Raw genomic sequence first — 15,505 nt, 5'->3', positions numbered from 1 at the left:
TGGTCCCCATGACCACGACGGACCACGACCCGCACCCGGCCCCGGCCCTCCGAGCGCTGGCGGACAGCCGCACGTCCGTCCGGCTGCGGGCCGCCCTGACCATCGGCACGGCCCCCGACCCCCGCCACGTCGACGCACTGGTCGAGCGGTGCGCCGTCGAGCCCGAGTTCTTCGTCCGCGACATGCTCACCTGGGCCCTCACCCGCCACCCGGTGCACCTGACCCTCCCCGCCCTGCTGCGCGAGGTCCGCTCCGCGCGCCCGCAGGCCCGCAGCCAGGCCCTGCACACCCTCTCCAAGATCGGCGAGGCGCAGGCATGGCCCGCGATCACCCGCACCCTGCTGTGCGACCCCGACGACGAGGTCGCCACCAGCGCCTGGCGGGCCGCCGTCGTCCTCGTCCCGCCGGGGGAGGAGCCCCACCTCGCCACCGTGCTGGCCACCCAGCTCGGCCGCGGCGGACACGACACGCAGCTGAGCCTCAGTCAGGCCCTGGCCGCGCTGGGCGACGCGGCCGTACCGGCCCTGCACGCCGCGACGTCCGCCGGCGCCCCCCACGTCCGCGCCCACGCGCTCGCCGCACAACGACTGCTGCACGACCCGGACGCCGGTTTCGCGTCGGCGGTCGAGGAGGCCAAGCGCGTCAGCGCCCTGACCGGGGCCCCCGTGACGGACGATGAGCACCGTGCTGATCGGTGACGTCTCCAGAAGGTCCGGCGTCAGTGCCCGCATGCTCCGGCACTACGAGTCGCTCGGCCTCGTACGGCCGTCGGCCCGCACGGACTCCGGCTACCGCGAGTACTCCGAGGAGGACATCCGGCGCATCTTCCACATCGAGAGCCTGCGTTCGCTCGGCCTGCCGCTCCGCGACATCGGGCGCGCCCTCGACGACCCCGCGTTCCGGCCCTCCGCCCTGGTCGGCGACCTCATCCGCCGCACCCGCGACCGCATCGCCGCCGAGACCGAGCTGCTCACCCGGCTGCGCCGCATCGAGGCCGCGGAAGCCGCCGACTGGCAGGACGTCCTCCAGGTCGTCTCCCTCCTGCAGGCCCTCGGCTCCCCGAGCGTCCACACCCGTCAGCGCGCCGCCCTCGCCTCCGGCGCCGGCTCCGCCGTCCCGACGGAGGCCCTGGTCGAGGCGGCCCTGAACGAGACGGACCCGATCGTCGCCGGTGCCCTGCGCTGGGCGCTCGCCCGCTCGGGCGACGATGCCGCCGCCCTGCTGGCCGAGGGCCTGACCTCCCCGTCGGCCGCGGTCCGGGAGAGAGCCGCCCAGTGCCTCGCCGCCCTGCCCGGCGACACCGCCACCCCCCTGCTGCGCGACGCCCTCACCCACCCCGACGCCGCGGTCCGCGGCCGCGCGGCCCTGACCCTCGGAACGCGCGGCGTGGCGGACGCGATCCCCGCCCTCCTCGACATGATCACGACGGGACGCAACGACACCGACGCAGCCGACGCCCTCACTGCCCTGGCGAACGACCCCCACCACACCGACCCCATCGCGACCGCCCTCGTCGACCGCCTGGCCCGTCCCGCCACCGAGCCCCCCGCCCGCGGCCGCCTCACCCAGGCCCTGGCCGCCGTCCCCGGCCCGACCGCCTCCCGCGCCCTCGCCACCCTCACCCATGACGAGGACCCCGCGGTGGCCCTGACCGCCACCTACCTCCTCCGCCTCCGCACCCCACCCTGACCGCGGCTAGGGTGTGCCGGTGATCTTCAAGAGGAAGAAGAAGGGCGCCGATCTCGGCGCACTGGTGTCCGAGCTGCAGCAGGCCGTCGGCGCTCGTGACGGGGCCCGCACCGAGCAGGCGTTCATCGCCGTCATGGGCGCCCTGGAGCAGGCGGCGGACAGCGAACTCACCGAGGCGGGACCGCGACTGGCGGCGCTGCTCCCCGACTTCCCGCCCGTCGGACCGCGTCCCTACCTGGCGAACGCCGCCGGTTACTGCGTGGAGCGCGGCGCCGAACCGCTCGCCTGCGCGGAGCCGATACTCGACGCCGTCCGGCGGGACCTGGGCGACGCCCTGGAGTTCGCCCGGCGCTGGACCGCCGCCGGGGGAGCCGGGGACGAACTTCCCGCGCCCGACGAGGAGATCATCGACGACGCGCTCCTGGCCCGGCTGGGCGGGAACGGCGACGGAGAGCGCGACGGCGACGCGGACCGGGACGGCGACGGGGAGCGGGACGGCGACGGACAGTACGAGGCGCTGCGGCTGGCACTGGCCTGGTGTGCCGCCGAGAGCTGGCAGCCGCCCGCGCTGGCCGTGCTGCTCCGCGACCGGGAGGTGCGCCGGCGGTACGCGGCCGCGCTTCTCCCGGTCTGCCGCGAACTGGCGGACCTGCGGCGGCACGACCTCAAGTGCCTGTACCACGCGCTCGCCGTTCTGGACGACGAGCCGCTCATCGTCCTGCACCGGCCCACCGGCAAGGGGTTCGCCGTGCGCATCGGCGGGATCGGCGACAACTTCCAGCTGCACACGCTGCTCGCGCACGTGCTCGTCGGCGGCGGCCACGTGCCCGGCGTCGCCCCGTCGGCCGAGAGCGTCCGCCTGGCCACGGACCCGGCGCCCGCCCAGGGACTCACCGACACCGTCGCGACCGGCGCCTTCGAACTCCTCGCCCCGGACGGCGAGCGGATCTGGAACGAAGGGCTGCCCACCGACATCCCCCTCGTCGACGGAAGCCGCCTCCTCGTCCTCGACGACCCGTCGTACGCGCGCAGCTGGAACGCCGACCGGTTCTTCCCCGCCCTGCCGGGCACGGCCGAGCTGACCGGTGTGCTCTCCGCCGAGGAGACACGGGCGTGGTTCGCCCGCACCTCGGCCCCCGCCGGCGCGGGAACCTGACTTCCTGCCGGCCGCCCCTGGCCGGCCGGACGACCTGCTACCGCTCGCCGCGCCCCAGAACCTGCTCGGCCTCCTTCGCCTCGTGGGCGCGCAGGGAGCGCCAGGCGTCCGCGTCCTTCGTGTGCCGGTCGAGCCAGTCCCGCTGGAGTGCGGCCAGACGGCCGTAGGCGCGCTCCAGGTAGTCGGTGCGCTGCTTGCAGCCGAGGTCGGCGGCGACCGACGGGTCCGTGCCGAGGTCGGTGCCCTCGGGGAGCTTCCGGGCGAACGCGGCGGGGCTGGAGGCCTTGACGCCCTGGTCGGCCATGCACGCGCTCCACTCCGCGTCGGCGGCGCGGAGGGCCGGGTCGTCGGCCAGGGCCGCCACCGCGTCACGTTCGCCCTGGTCGAGGGTGAGGCGGAGGCCGAGTTCGCGCCGGCGGGCGTCCTCGCCTCCGAGGAGACGGGCCTGGGCCTCGGCGAGGCAGCCGGTGGCGGGGCGCGTGACGCGGATCGCCTTGTTCCGGGCGGAGATCCGTTTCTCCGGGTCGCCGTAGAGTGCCAGGTCGAAGGCCTCGTCCCGCCGGCGCTCGGCCGGAGGCTGCCGGGAGTTCTGCGCCGCTTCCCCGTCGGACGGGCCGACGGACTCGATGCCGAAGTGCAGTTGGGTGGTGCCGGCCGTCTCCGAACCGGCCGGCGCCGGGTCGGGAACCTTGTCGTACCGGACACCCTGGTCGCCCATGCAGGCGGCGATCAGCGCCTGCTCCGCCCGGTGGGCCTCGCGGGCCGCGGCGGGGGAGGAGTTCAGCAGGGCCCGCAGCGGCAGGGAGTTCCGCAGTGCGGTCAGCCGGGCGGCGTCCGCGGGGCGCGGGGCCCCGGCGTCCGCGTCGTGACCGAGGCTCCAGCCGATCGTCGCGGCCAGCACGACCGGGGCGATCACGAGCACGAGGACGCCGGCCGTGCGGCGTGGAGGCGCGGCCGGGTTCGGCGACCGCCGGCCGGACGGCCCGGGCGGTTCGTACGGTGCGGGTCGCTCGGACGGTCCGGGCGGCTCGTACGGTCCGGGTCGCTCGGACGGTCCGTCGGGTGAACTCGTCGGTGGCATGGGCGTCCTCCGGGCGTGCTGACGAGATGCGGGTTCGGTCCGGCGCGCGGCGCGCAGCGCGCGGCGCGCGGCTCACCGCGGGAACGGCCGGGCGCGGCGGTACGGCCCTGCGGCGGCGCGTACGGCCCCGCGGGAGCGGCGGCGATCCGCGCCCACCGCTCCCCGCAGGGCCGTGAACCGTCAGTAACAGGAGATGGTCGTGGTGCCCCGCAGCTGGAGGGAGCTGGCCTGGTTCTGGTGAGCGGTGGGCAGGTAGTCCACGTACGAGCCCGGGTTCACGCAGAACACGAAGCCGCTGTAGCCCGAGCCGTTGTAGTAGTGGCTCTCCAGCCCGGAGCTGGAGGAGTTGCTCGCCGACACCGTGTTGTTGTTCGCGCTGAAGCCACCGCCCGAGCGGTCGGTGAGCTGGTTGAACGTGTCGCCCGAGAAGTTGCTGTCGGAGTTGTAGTACGAGTGGCGTGCGGAGTTGTTGATGCCCAGGTAGAAGATGCAGTGGTAGCCGGAGGCGCAGTTCGGGCCGGCCGAGGCGGGGGCGGCGGTGAGCATCCCCGCGGAGGCCGCCAGCGCTGCCGTGGCGGCGCCGAACGCCAGCTTCTTGCGCAGGCTCATGTCTGTCTCCTGTCGTGTGACCGATGGGTCGCCGCCGTGCCGGACATCCGGCCTCGGTGGAGGCGTGCCGGACCGGCTGGGCGAGCGAGGCCACTTTGCCGAGCGCGGCGGACGCGGCGCATGTGCCGTCGACGCACAGTGGTTGGCGGAGGGCGAACCGCTGTATCCGTGACGCGCGTCAAACAGATGTAATCGTGAGGCAGCGCAAGGCGTGGGGTGCATCGCCATCGGGGGACCTGAGGGGGACGTTGTGCGCACCGTGATCGATCTCGAGGCTCTGCCATGCCCTGAGCGGGCGGACGCCTGGGAGGAGGCCGTCAGCCGGGCGGTTCTGCCGGTGACCTGCCGCTTCCTCGACCCGGAGGACCGCCGGGGCCGGCTGGTCTCCATGCCGCTGGGGTGCGGAGGGCTGGTCGAGGCCACCCACAGCGCGATGACGGTGGAGCGCACCCGGCGGCTGATCCGGCGTGACGACCCGGAGGTGTACGAACTCGTGCTGGTCACCCACGGCGGCCAGGGCGTCGAGCAGCTGCGCCGGCAGGCGCTGGTGAGGCCGGGCGAGATGGTGCTGTGCGACTCCTCCGGACCGCTCACGGCGCGCACCGCCGTCACCGCGCGCCTTTCGGGCGCGCTGGTGCTGCGGCTTCCCCAGCAGCTCGTCCGGCTGCCGGGCGCTCGGCTGAGGGACCTGCTGGCGGTGCCACTGCCCATGACGTCAGGACTGGGCAAGGTGCTCGCGGGGCTGCTCCGCGGGCTGGTGGACGAGTACACCTCGCTGTCCCCGCACGACCTGACCCGCACCGGTCAGAGCGCGGTGGACCTGGCGACCGCGGTGCTGGGCCACTTCGCCGACACGGACGCGCAGCTGGCGCCCGACTCGCGGCGGAGGGTCCTGTTCATGAAGTGCGCCGCGCTGGTGGAGCGGCACCTCGCCGATCCCGCGCTCTCCCCGGCCGTCGTGGCCCGGGCGCTGGGGATCTCGCTGCGGTACCTGCAGCTGGTCTTCCAGGACCAGGGGACGACCCCGTCCACGTTCATCCTCGAACGCCGTCTCGCACGCTGTCGCCGGGACCTGGCGGACCCGGCCCTCCACTCGGTGCCGGTGCACGCGATCGGCGCGCGGTGGGGGTTCCCGCGATCCTCCGAGTTCAGCCGTGCGTTCCGGAAACGGGAGGGCGTACCCCCGGGCGGGTACCGGCTGCTGGTCCGGGGGAGCGGGGTGGGGGAGGAGGGCGACGGCGGCGCCTCGCCGCGGCGAGGCGGCCCAGCCGGATCGGCCGCCGGTGCCAGGGTCAGCCCGGCGCCGGCCTGACCCGTCGGGCCGGCTGTCCGACCTCCGTGCCACACTCCGGCGCATGTCTCTCGCCGATCTCACACTCGACCGGTGGCGGTCCTTCGACCTTCCGACCGCCCGCCGGGTCGCACAGCGGGCAGCTGACCTCGTGGGGGGCCGCCTGGTCGCCCTCGACGCCGTCGAGCACCTCGGCACCCGGACGCACCGCGTGCGGATCGAGTGGAACGCACAGGAATTCGCCCTGGTGCCGGGCGGCCCGGCGGTGCTCGGCTTCGACCTCGACGCCTGGCAGCCGACGGCCGAGCAGACCGCCGACTACCAGGAGAGCGTCGAGCAGGGCTACGGGTACGGCCCCGACCTCAAGACCCACCTCGCACGGGTACTCGGCCCGCACCGACGCGTCACCCTGGCCCCGGTCCTCATGGCGGTGGAGGACGAGGCCCTGACCGACCCTCCCGCCGACATGCCGGCCGCCCTCGCGGCCCGCGGCCTGCGGATGCCGAACCCCGACGAATGGGAGCACGCCTGCGGAGCCGGCGCCACCACCCTGTTCCGCTGGGGCAACCACTGCCCTCTCGACCGGACGCCCTACGACGACCCCACCGGACCCCAGCACGGGCCGAACGCGCTGGGTCTCCACATCGCCTACGACACCTACCGGACGGAGCTGACCAGCGACACCACCGCGGTGCACGGTGGCGACGGAGGCGAATCGGTGTGCGGCGGCTACGGCAACCTGCTGGCGTGGCTGCCCCTGGCCACGGCCAACCGCAACCCCTTCCACGCCACCGAGTTCGTCCACGGCCCCGATGGTGAAGACATGTACGAGGACTTCTCCGTCCGGCCCGTCCTCGAGCTCTGAGCCGCGGCGGGCCGGCCGGCCGCGGTGACGGGGAGCGGCGCACCCGAGGTAGCGTCGAGGTGGCAGCTGAACGGCGACGTGGGAAGAGATGAGGACCATGCGGAGCCGACCTGTGCTGGTCTACGACGGGGACTGCGGCTTCTGCAGCGTCTCGGTCGCTTGCGCCGAACGGCTGCTCCGCCCCCGCTGCACAGCGACACCCTGGCAGTTCGCGGACCTTGGGGCGCTCGGCGTCACCCGGGAGCGCGCCGAACACGAAGCGCTGTGGGTGACCCCGACAGGGGCCGTGCACGGAGGTTCCCAGGCCGTCGCCAAGCTGCTGCTGAGCGCACGGGGCGGCTGGCCGGTGCTCGGAGCGCTGCTCACCCTGCCCCCCGCGCGGTGGGCCGCGCACGCCGTGTACCGGCTGGTGGCGAACAACCGGTCGCGGCTGCCGGGCAGCACGGCGGCGTGCTCGCCGACGACCCGGCGTCCCGCGGACCGCACGACCTGAACGGCCGCGCGGCCTGCCTCACGCGCCGCTCCCCAGCCCTTCCAGCAGCTTCCGGGTGCGCCCGGTGTCCGGGTGTCCCGGCTCCAGCGCGCGTTCCTGGTCGGCGAGCAGACGGGTGGCGAGCAGGCGGGCCCCGTCGGTGCGGCCCCACGCGCGGTGCACGGCGGCCACCTCGTGCCGGTAGCGCAGCGTCTCCGGGTCGTCCGGGCCGACGGCGTCGGTCCTGCCCGCGACGGCCCGCTCGAGCAGCCGCAGCGCCTCCTCACGACGCCCGGCCGCGGCGTACGACAGGGCCAGCTCGTGACAGGCACCGAGGATGCGGAGGTGACCGGGACCTTCGAGGTGCTCGCGGCGGCCGAGGAGGTGCTCCCGCATCTCCAGGGCCCGTCGCTCCTGCCCACCCGCGTGGAGCGCGTGGGCCAGCTCGCTGAGCGCGTCGAGCGACAGCCGGCGGTCCGCTCCCAGGCACCGCTCCAGGCCCTGCGCGCCCCGTTCGGCGTGCCGCAGCGCCTGGCGGACGTTGCCGGCCACCCGGTGCGCCACGGCGGCAACGGTCAGCGCCGACAGCGTGCCGGGATCGTCCGGCCCCAGCACCCGGGTGCACTCCGCGACGGTCAGCTCGCCGAGCCGCACGCCCTGCCCGGCGAGCCCCGCCTCCACGTGCAGCAACACGAGATCGTGACGCAGGGCGAGGACGGCGGGGTCGTCGGCGTCCCCGGCGCTCAGACGGCCGGCGAGCAGCTCCGAGCAGAGCCGGATCGCCTCGCGGGGACGGCCGATGTACGCGTGCGCCACGGCGAGGGAGTGGTGGGCGGCCCACGTGCGCTCGTCGTCCGCGCCGAACAGGACGGTCAGCCGGTCGACCGCGTCCCGCAGGTGCCGGACGGCCTCGGCTCCCCGCTCCACGCCGAAATAGGCGTGCCCCAGCCGCGCGCGGGTCTCCGTCGTCTCCGGGGCGTCGGCGCCGTGCACCGCCTCCCGGTCGGGCAGCAGCTCGATCAGGACGTCCAGCGCCTCCCGCTCACGGCCGTCGCACCCGTAGGCCGCCGCCAGGTCCGCGCGTGCGTCGAGGGTGGCGGGGTGCCGGCGCCCCAGCGCCGCCGTCAGCAGACGCAGGTGCTCCTCGCCGTGGGCGACGGCCTCCTCGTGCAAGCAGTCCGCGAGCAGGCTCTCACCGGTCACCGCCAGCACCGGATGCGGGTCGGGGGACAGCAGCAAGGGACCGCCGAGCTCGACGAGCACCCGCGCGTTGGCCCGCAGCACCGGGCGGAAGCAGACGTCGCTGTCCGGCAGCTCCAGCTCCACGGCCCACTGGTGCAGCGCGTCCGCGGCCAGACGCACCAGGCCCTCGGCCTCCTCGCGAGGGACGTCCGCGCGGACGACGGCGTTCACCGGACCGCAGGTACGCACCGCCCGCGCCACCTGTCCCTCGTCGGGATCGACGGCGACGAGTCCGTACGCGCGCAGGAGGTTCAGCGCCCGCACGACCAGCCGTGCCTCACGGGAACGTGACACCCGCAGCAGGCTCCGCCCGCCCCGGCCCAGCAGGGCGCACAGGTGCGCACGCACGGCGCCCGTGCTCAGCAGGTACAGCGGGTGCCCCTGGGGATCGAAGTGGGCCATGAGGCGTACGAGGGGCAGCGCGAACCTCGTCCGGTCGGCCTCCTCGACCGCCCTCAGGGCCAGGAGGACCGCGGCGGCGACGGCGCGCTCGCCGGCCTCACAAGCCGCGAGGTGCGCCGTGTCCACGCCGCGCAGACGCTCGAGGTAGGCCGGGATCGCGCACCCCTGCTGCGCGACGTAGGCGACCGCGAGCGCGAGTGCGGCCGGGAAGCCGTGCAGACGCTCCGCGAGCACGGCGGCCTCCCGCTCGTCGTACAGGTCGCCGCGCTCCTCCTCCGTGAGCCGCTCGTGCACGTAGGCCACCGCGTCAGCCGGCGAGAAGGGCTCCAGCCGCAGCGACCGCAGCCCTTCGTACGGGCCGGGCGGACCGTCACCACGGGTGGTCACCACCACCCGGATGCCGGGCCCCTTCCCCTGCGGGAGCCAGCGCGCGATCTCGGCCACGTCGTCCACTCCGTCCAGGACGACCAGCCAGCGGCGGCCGGTCACCGCCAGCCACCGGAGGAAGACCTCCGCGGCCGCGCGCGGATCGTGGAGCGGAGCACCAGGGATGGCGAGCTCGAGGGCGACCTCGGCGTACGTCTCGACGATCTGCACCGCGGACACCGAGGCGTTCGCCCACACCAGCAGGTCCAGGCCGTCGTCCCAGAGCCCGGCCGCGAGCGAGGCCGCGAACTGCGTCTTACCCACCCCGGCGGGGCCGGTGACGACCACACAGCGGTCGGTCTCCTCCCAGGCCACGTCCCGCGTCACGAGGGAGGGCGCGAAGTCGGGAAACGTCCCGATCACGACGGCTCCCTCGAACCGGGGACGCGGACCGGCGTCCGCCACCTCGCCCCCGAGCCCCCGGCCACCGAACCCATCTGCCACGGCCCATCCCCCCTGGTCACCGCGGAGTGCGGATCACGTCAACGCGGGGAACAACATCGCACACCACCCGCCGCCGTCCACCACCACCCCGGCGCTCGCCCGCCACCGACCCCTGAGCAGATAGCGGCCCCGTCGACGGCAGGGGCCGGAGCAACGAGGATCACGAGGGGACGGGGGACCTGGAACCGATCTGCAGGAGGGGTGCCGGCGAGCGGGGCATGCCGACGTAGGGACAGGAAACGGCCGCCCAGTCGGAGCCTCCCCAGCCCCGTACCCAGGGCGCGAGGCGGCCGTTGTCGATCCGCAGCTCGCCCTGCGGCGTGATCCGCCCGATGGTATTGGACGGGTCGCTGAGGGCCACCGTGCACTTCGCGATGGTCCCGTTCGCACGGATGACCAGTGAGTTCGGACGCGCCGCGTAGCACGCCTCCTTCCGCGCGGGGCTCGTGGGATGAGGGAGCCCTTTGGGCAGGCGACTGCGCCGGAGCGCGAGCAGATTGCCCCAGATGCGCTGGAAGGAGCCTTGACCGTTCGCCCTTCTGCGCGTGGTGTCGTGCAGTGCCTCCGGGCCGTCCAGCGAGATCTGGTAGGAGCGGATCCCCAGCTGTTCCCAGGTCTCGGCCGTGGCAAGGTCCAGGTGGTAGCCGTTGGTGGTCACGTCGGCGCTGTACTGAACCTGTGGCGCCTCCGCGACCGCTTCGACGGCGCAGGAGGAGATGTCCTCCACGATCGTCCGAGCGAGCAGAGGCTCGCCGCCGAACCAGGAGATGTTCAGCTGCTCCAGTTCGGCCATCCGCCTGGACAGGAGGTTCTTGACTCCTTGCACGATTTCGGGGCGCATGCGGCCGATGCTGAAGTCCTCGTAGCAGTACGTGCAGCGGAAATTACACTGTTCGGTGGGGAGCACGATCAGATGTAGTGACCGGTCGGACATTGCGGCGACGAATTCCTCGTGGAAGATCTCGTCATTTCCGAGGGCAGTGAGAACTGGCTGTTTCATGATCGCGTCCTGGGATGTCGAGGCAGGGTCTGGGAGCCTGTTGCCCGGTCGTCGGGAAGAGCCGGGCAGCAGGCCCGCGCAGAACTGGGGAACTACTTCGGCGGTGGCCAGTCGATGTCGCCGGGACAGCCGAAGCAGTTGATGTTCACGGATGCCCGACGCCGCGGCGCCGCGGGCTGGGAACCCCCTTCCCGCAACGTGTCGACGAGTTCGGGAACGTTGAGGACGATGCGCCCCTGATCGTCGAGTTCGATCTCGGTTTGCCTTTTCTCGGCCATGGTTCACTCCTAGGGAGGCCGCAGACACTTCGTCTGCGGCACAACCCTTTCGCGCCGTCGACTGCCTCGCTACTCGACACCGGCGAAAGAGGGACACCCCCTCCCAGGCCGTTTCGCAACGCGACGAGGGCGTCCGCAGCGGGCCCGTACCGTCGGCGGCTCGAGCGCTCTGAACGACGGGTGGGCGCGGCCGTCTCGCCGCCGCTTACCGGTCAGTGCCGCGCGGCCCGTGACGTGCGGGCGGCGTGCCGGTGGGCCAGCAGGGCGAGAGGCACGGAGGCGAGCCAGCTGTAGACGGCCCCCATGGGGGAGAACTGGGCGATCCCGACGGAAAGAAGAAAGACGAACGCCTGCACGGGAAAAGGTGGGAAGGGGTCCCGGCGCCCCGATCCGCGGGCGATGCACACGGCCATCACGTACAGCACCAGAGCGGCCGCGCCGATGACCGCGCCGTACAGGCCCGGTCCGAGCGGCTGGTGGCCGTAGTCGGCCAGCACCCTCGTCGGAAACGGCATCAACGAGACCAGCGCCAGAAAGGCGACGTTGCACCAGAAGAGGGTGCCGTTGATCCACTCCGCGTCGCGCAGCACCGCGTGATGGGCCCGCCAGAACAGAGCGATCACCACAGCGCTCAACAGGAACGTCGCCACCTGGCCCCGCACGTCGTCGAGCGCGTCCACCAGGGCCTGCCCCCGCAGCCCGTCAGGTACGTCGATGTCGAGTACCAGCAGTGTCATGGCGATGGCCACCACGCCGTCGGTCAACGCGAGAACCCTGTGCTTCGGCAGACACATCTGCTCCTGCTCCGAGGAGGCGGCTGCGTGCCCGTGGCCCGTATCCATCGTCCTGTGGTAGCACCACCCGGGCGCGACACCCCGGCACCCGTCCTCCCGGCCGCGCGCGTGTCGTGCACCGGTGCGCGACCGGGCCGGGCCCCGCCTCGTCGGCTGGGCCCGGCCGGTCACGCCCGCGCGGGAGGTCTATCCGCAGCTCTTTCCGTTCAGGGCGAAGGCCTTGGCACCCACGGGCGTGCCGGTGCCCTGGAAGCCGAACGAGGCGGTGCCGCCCGCCGGGACGTCGCCGTTGTGCGCGGCGTTGGTGACGGTGACGTCGGCCCCCGACTGGGTGGCGGTGGCGTTCCAGGCGCTGGTGAGCCGTTCACCGCCCTGGAACGTGAAGCCCAGCTTCCAGCCCCCGGTGATCGCCGTCGTCCCGGTGTTCTTCACCGCGACCTCGGCGGTGAAGCCGCTGCCCCAGGCGCTGGTCACCTTGTACGTCACCGAGCACGGACCGGTCGACGTAGGGGTCGGCGTAGGCGTGGGGGTCGGCGTCGGCGTGGGGGTGGGTGTCGGCGTGGGGGTCGGCGTCGGGCCCGGCGTGGGCGCCGTCCCGTCCGGGGTCGCGCCCCACTGCTTGGCCGCGCCCTCCATCAGCACGATGTTCGCCGCGTCGACGGGCGTGCTGCCGGAGGCGGTGGGGACACCCTGGTAGGACCAGTCGTTCGCCGGGTTCCACGCGCCGGCGGAGGCGATCCGGAACTGGACCTCCTTGCGGTACGCCGACTGGCCCGCCGGGGCGATCACCGTGTCCGAGCAGTCCACGGTCACGTAGTAGACGTCGTCCTTGAACTGCGTGGGCCCGCTGAGCCTGCCGCACTGGTTGTAGTTGGTGGTGAGGGTGATCTGGGCGGGCGTGACGCCGTCCTCGAGGGTGAAGTAGTAGCGCAGCGACGCGTCGTTCAGCGCCCGCGCGGGCCAGGCCGACTTGTTGACCAGGTACGCCTTGATCTCGGTGAAGTTGGAGCCGGTGGCGTTCACCGAGGCCTGCACGGACATCTCGGGCCCGTCCGGCTTCTCGTCCTGCGGGAAGCCCGCGAGCGGCGCGCCGCCGTACTCCGCGTAGAGACGGGCCAGCGCACCGGTGAAAGCCGCGTTGTAGTCGGTGGCGACCTCGTTGTTGGTGTAGTTGGACCGGTCGTCGGTGTAGGCGTCGTCCGCGGCGCTCGGACCGCCGACCAGCGCGCCGTACAGCACGTGCCGACTGGCGACCGGGCTGGTGAGCTGGTCGGTCCAGGAGCCGTGCGCGGTGCGGTGGTGCGGCTTGGTGGGCGGGTTGGCCCCGAAGCCGACGACGTAGCTGGACCTGCGCGGGTTGTCGCCGAGCGCGTAGTTGATCTGCCGGAGGGCGAAGTCGTGGTAGCGCTGCTTGCGTTCACCGTCGCCGGTCAGCCAGTCGGAGTAGGACAGGGCGACGAACGCGGTGTTGGCCGCGTACCGCAGCGAACCCCAGCTGTCGAGGACGGCCTGCCCGCCGGGCGAGTACTTCACCTTCTGCCCGTTCACCCCGCTCGTCCACCAGTCGAGCCAGCGGTTGGCGTCGTCGACGTACCGCTGCTTGCCGGTCAGCTTGGCGAGCATCACGTAGGAGCCGTAGGACGTGTCGTCCCAGGAGATCGTCCACCGGTAGGAACGGGTGGTGGTCTGCGGCTCGGTGGACAGGTTGTCGTAGTACGTCTCCGCCTTGGTCAGGTACGAGGCGTCGCCGGTGGCCTTGTGGAGCCAGACCGCGCCCCAGACCAGCTCGTCGTTGTAGCCGCTCCAGGACTTGTAGTACGACTGCGCGTCGGTGATGCAGTCGCTGTACTTGCCCCGGTAGGTGTCGGCGAAGGTGTAGAGCTGCTTGGCGTGGGTGAGCAGCTTGTCCGCGTACGCCGGGTCGACGTCACGGAAGACCATGGAGGACGCCGCCATGGCGGCGGCGGTCTCGCCCGCGAGGTCCGAGCCGGGGCAGGAGGCGTCGATCCGGTACGCGGGCCGGGCCATCGGCATGACCTCGGCCGGACCCCACCACTTGTGGTCGTCCGCGCCGTTGCCGACCTGGCCGTACAGGACGTTCGGCGAGGGGTGCGCCTTGACGAAGTAGTCGTTGACGAAGCGCAGGTTGTTCCGCAGGTGCTCGAGCTGGCCGGAGGCGGCGTAGGCGGCCTTCTGCTCGATGCCGCCCCAGGCGAGCATCGTCGCCGAGTACGCCATGGGCAGCCCGAACTTGACGTGGTCGCCGGCGTCGTACCAGCCGCCGGTGAGGTCGAGACCCGCGTCCTTGCCGTCGTCCAGGCCCGAGTCCCCGCGCCAGCCGACCCGGTTGAAGTCGGGCAGGCGGCCGGACTGCTGGGCCTCGTAGAACAGCAGCGACTTCTGCAGCGCCTCACCGTAGGCGAAGGCAGGCGCGGCGGAGGCGGAGGCCGAGGCCGACAGGGGTAACAGGGCACCGGCGAGGAGCACTCCGGCCAGGGCTGTCAGCCCCGCGCGACGCCCGGCCGCGACCGGGGCGTCGACTCCTCGTCTGCGGCGGAACACGTGAGGGATGCGCAACGGAACGTCCCTTCCGACGTCGGTGGGCGGGGGACGGGACCGCGGCTTTGGGAGCGCTCCCATCACTGTCGTTCATGAAGCCAGCGGAGCCTGCGCCTGTCAACAGCCGTCACACAACCTGATGCGGCCAACGGTGGTGCGGCGACCGCGGTCGTCGCCCCGATCACTCCGTCACGGCCAGGCACTCGGCCAGCAGGGCGACGACGTCGTGCCAGGCTCGCCGCGCGTGCCGTGGGTGGTGGCCGACGCCGGGGACCGTGGGGTGATCGACCGGCGGGTGGTGGAAGGCGTGCAAGGCGCCGCCGTAGACCACGAGGCGCCAGTCGACGCCCGCGGCCTGCATCTCGGCGGTGAACGCGTTCCGCTGCGCGGGCGGCATGATCGGGTCCTCCGACCCGACCCCCGCCCACACCGGGCAGCGAATGCGCGCCGCCTCACCCGGTCGGCCCGTGGTCAGCGCGTTGACGGTCGCGATCGCACGCAGCTGGACGCCGTCGCGCCCGAGCTCCAGCCCCACGGCGCCCCCGGTGCCGTAGCCGACGACGGCGATCCGGTCGGGGTCGGTCCGCGGCTCGGCCCGCAACACGTCGAGCGCCGCATGCCCGATGCCCCGCATCCGGTCGGGGTCTGCGAGCAGCGGCATGCAGCGGGCCAGCATCTCCTCGGGGTCGCTCAGGAAGCGCCCGCCGTGAAGGTCGAAGGCCAGCGCCACGTATCCCAGCTCGGCCAGAGCGTCGGCCCGGCGGCGCTCGACGTCGCTGAGCCCCATGCCCTCCGGCCCCAGCAGCACCGCGGGCCGGCGACCGACCCCGGCCGGGAGTGCGAGGTGCCCGACCATCGTCAGACCGTCGGCCGGGTACTCCACCGTGCGCGTTGTCATGGGCGTCATGCGCTCGCACTGTAGTGAACATCGAGTCCGGCCGGTCCGCTGTTCTGCCACGGGCAGAAGCCGCGCCGCGCCCGGCCCACGGCGTACGGCAGCCGAGGTGCCGGGCGCCGGCCGGCACAGGCCCCTCCCGCCACCGTCCGTCCGGTCCACGCCGGCAAGCCCGACCGGCAGCTCACCTGACCCCCCGCCGGCGCAGGCCGGGGCGCGCCGGGTCCGCGGGGTCACAACCGTCGTGCCTGTGTCACGAACGTGCCTCCGAACGGCCCCGGCCCGGTACGGGCGGGTACAGG

The 15,505-nt window shown here is 73.4% G+C and carries 14 protein-coding genes; 6 read left to right on the top strand and 8 right to left on the bottom strand.

Annotated features, from left to right (window positions below; genetic code table 11):
• Positions 1 to 8 precede the first annotated feature (8 nt).
• Genes Sfr03f_RS21065 through Sfr03f_RS21055 form a run of 3 tightly spaced genes read left to right on the top strand, consistent with a single transcriptional unit; the run spans position 9 to position 2,845 of the window.
• Positions 9 to 698 (top strand): HEAT repeat domain-containing protein, encoded by a 690-nt coding sequence (locus Sfr03f_RS21065; protein WP_108955556.1) that lies wholly within the window; start codon positions 9 to 11, stop codon positions 696 to 698.
• Positions 685 to 1,689 carry a HEAT repeat domain-containing protein gene (locus tag Sfr03f_RS21060; protein WP_108955965.1) on the top strand — a complete coding sequence of 335 codons (1,005 nt, stop codon included), beginning with the start codon at positions 685 to 687 and terminating at the stop codon, positions 1,687 to 1,689. The genes Sfr03f_RS21065 and Sfr03f_RS21060 overlap by 14 nt, the downstream gene beginning before the upstream one ends.
• A gap of 19 nt (positions 1,690 to 1,708) precedes the next feature.
• The gene (locus tag Sfr03f_RS21055) at positions 1,709 to 2,845 is read left to right on the top strand and encodes a hypothetical protein (protein WP_245967681.1); all 1,137 of its coding nucleotides are present in this window, start codon (positions 1,709 to 1,711) and stop codon (positions 2,843 to 2,845) included.
• A 37-nt stretch (positions 2,846 to 2,882) separates the two neighbouring features.
• On the opposite strand, the gene Sfr03f_RS21050 is transcribed toward Sfr03f_RS21055, so the two are convergent.
• Together Sfr03f_RS21050 and Sfr03f_RS21045 are read right to left on the bottom strand one after the other, a co-directional pair.
• Positions 2,883 to 3,761, bottom strand: a complete 879-nt coding sequence (locus tag Sfr03f_RS21050; protein ID WP_159105698.1) for a hypothetical protein — start codon at positions 3,759 to 3,761, stop codon at positions 2,883 to 2,885.
• Between the two features lie 345 nt (positions 3,762 to 4,106).
• A complete protein-coding gene (locus Sfr03f_RS21045) occupies positions 4,107 to 4,535 on the bottom strand; it encodes a hypothetical protein (protein ID WP_108955553.1) in 429 nt (142 codons plus the stop codon).
• A gap of 250 nt (positions 4,536 to 4,785) precedes the next feature.
• Here Sfr03f_RS21045 and Sfr03f_RS21040 point away from each other — a divergent pair, with 250 nt between their 5' ends.
• The 3 genes from Sfr03f_RS21040 (at position 4,786) to Sfr03f_RS21030 (ending at position 7,184) form a co-directional block, all read left to right on the top strand.
• Entirely contained in the window at positions 4,786 to 5,847 is a 1,062-nt protein-coding gene (locus tag Sfr03f_RS21040; RefSeq protein ID WP_159105697.1) for a helix-turn-helix domain-containing protein, read from the top strand.
• Positions 5,848 to 5,890: 43 nt separating this feature from the next.
• Positions 5,891 to 6,691 carry a hypothetical protein gene (locus Sfr03f_RS21035; protein WP_108955551.1) on the top strand — a complete coding sequence of 267 codons (801 nt, stop codon included), beginning with the start codon at positions 5,891 to 5,893 and terminating at the stop codon, positions 6,689 to 6,691.
• A gap of 97 nt (positions 6,692 to 6,788) precedes the next feature.
• Entirely contained in the window at positions 6,789 to 7,184 is a 396-nt protein-coding gene (locus tag Sfr03f_RS21030) for a thiol-disulfide oxidoreductase DCC family protein (protein ID WP_108955550.1), read from the top strand.
• 18 nt (positions 7,185 to 7,202) lie between these two features.
• Here the strand turns inward: Sfr03f_RS21030 and Sfr03f_RS21025 are convergent, their stop codons facing one another.
• From Sfr03f_RS21025 to Sfr03f_RS21005, 6 genes are all read right to left on the bottom strand, one after another.
• Positions 7,203 to 9,596: a tetratricopeptide repeat protein gene (locus tag Sfr03f_RS21025; RefSeq protein ID WP_159105696.1), complete on the bottom strand. Its 2,394-nt coding sequence runs from the start codon at positions 9,594 to 9,596 to the stop codon at positions 7,203 to 7,205.
• Between the two features lie 241 nt (positions 9,597 to 9,837).
• Positions 9,838 to 10,677 (bottom strand): radical SAM protein, encoded by an 840-nt coding sequence (locus Sfr03f_RS21020; protein ID WP_174721623.1) that lies wholly within the window; start codon positions 10,675 to 10,677, stop codon positions 9,838 to 9,840.
• Positions 10,678 to 10,769: 92 nt separating this feature from the next.
• Positions 10,770 to 10,955 (bottom strand): hypothetical protein, encoded by a 186-nt coding sequence (locus tag Sfr03f_RS30340; protein WP_159105695.1) that lies wholly within the window; start codon positions 10,953 to 10,955, stop codon positions 10,770 to 10,772.
• A gap of 212 nt (positions 10,956 to 11,167) precedes the next feature.
• Positions 11,168 to 11,797, bottom strand: coding sequence for a TMEM175 family protein (locus tag Sfr03f_RS21015; protein WP_108955548.1), 630 nt, complete (start codon positions 11,795 to 11,797; stop codon positions 11,168 to 11,170).
• Positions 11,798 to 11,935: 138 nt separating this feature from the next.
• The gene (locus tag Sfr03f_RS21010; protein WP_245967680.1) at positions 11,936 to 14,326 is read right to left on the bottom strand and encodes a glycoside hydrolase family 9 protein; all 2,391 of its coding nucleotides are present in this window, start codon (positions 14,324 to 14,326) and stop codon (positions 11,936 to 11,938) included.
• A gap of 163 nt (positions 14,327 to 14,489) precedes the next feature.
• Positions 14,490 to 15,215: a dienelactone hydrolase family protein gene (locus tag Sfr03f_RS21005; RefSeq protein ID WP_108955546.1), complete on the bottom strand. Its 726-nt coding sequence runs from the start codon at positions 15,213 to 15,215 to the stop codon at positions 14,490 to 14,492.
• Between the last annotated feature and the right edge of the window lie 290 nt (positions 15,216 to 15,505).

This window comes from Streptomyces fragilis (assembly GCF_003112515.1).
GTDB lineage: Bacteria > Actinomycetota > Actinomycetes > Streptomycetales > Streptomycetaceae > Streptomyces > Streptomyces fragilis.
Note: the sequence above shows the minus strand (reverse complement) of the source record. Positions and strands in the feature narration are given on the sequence as shown.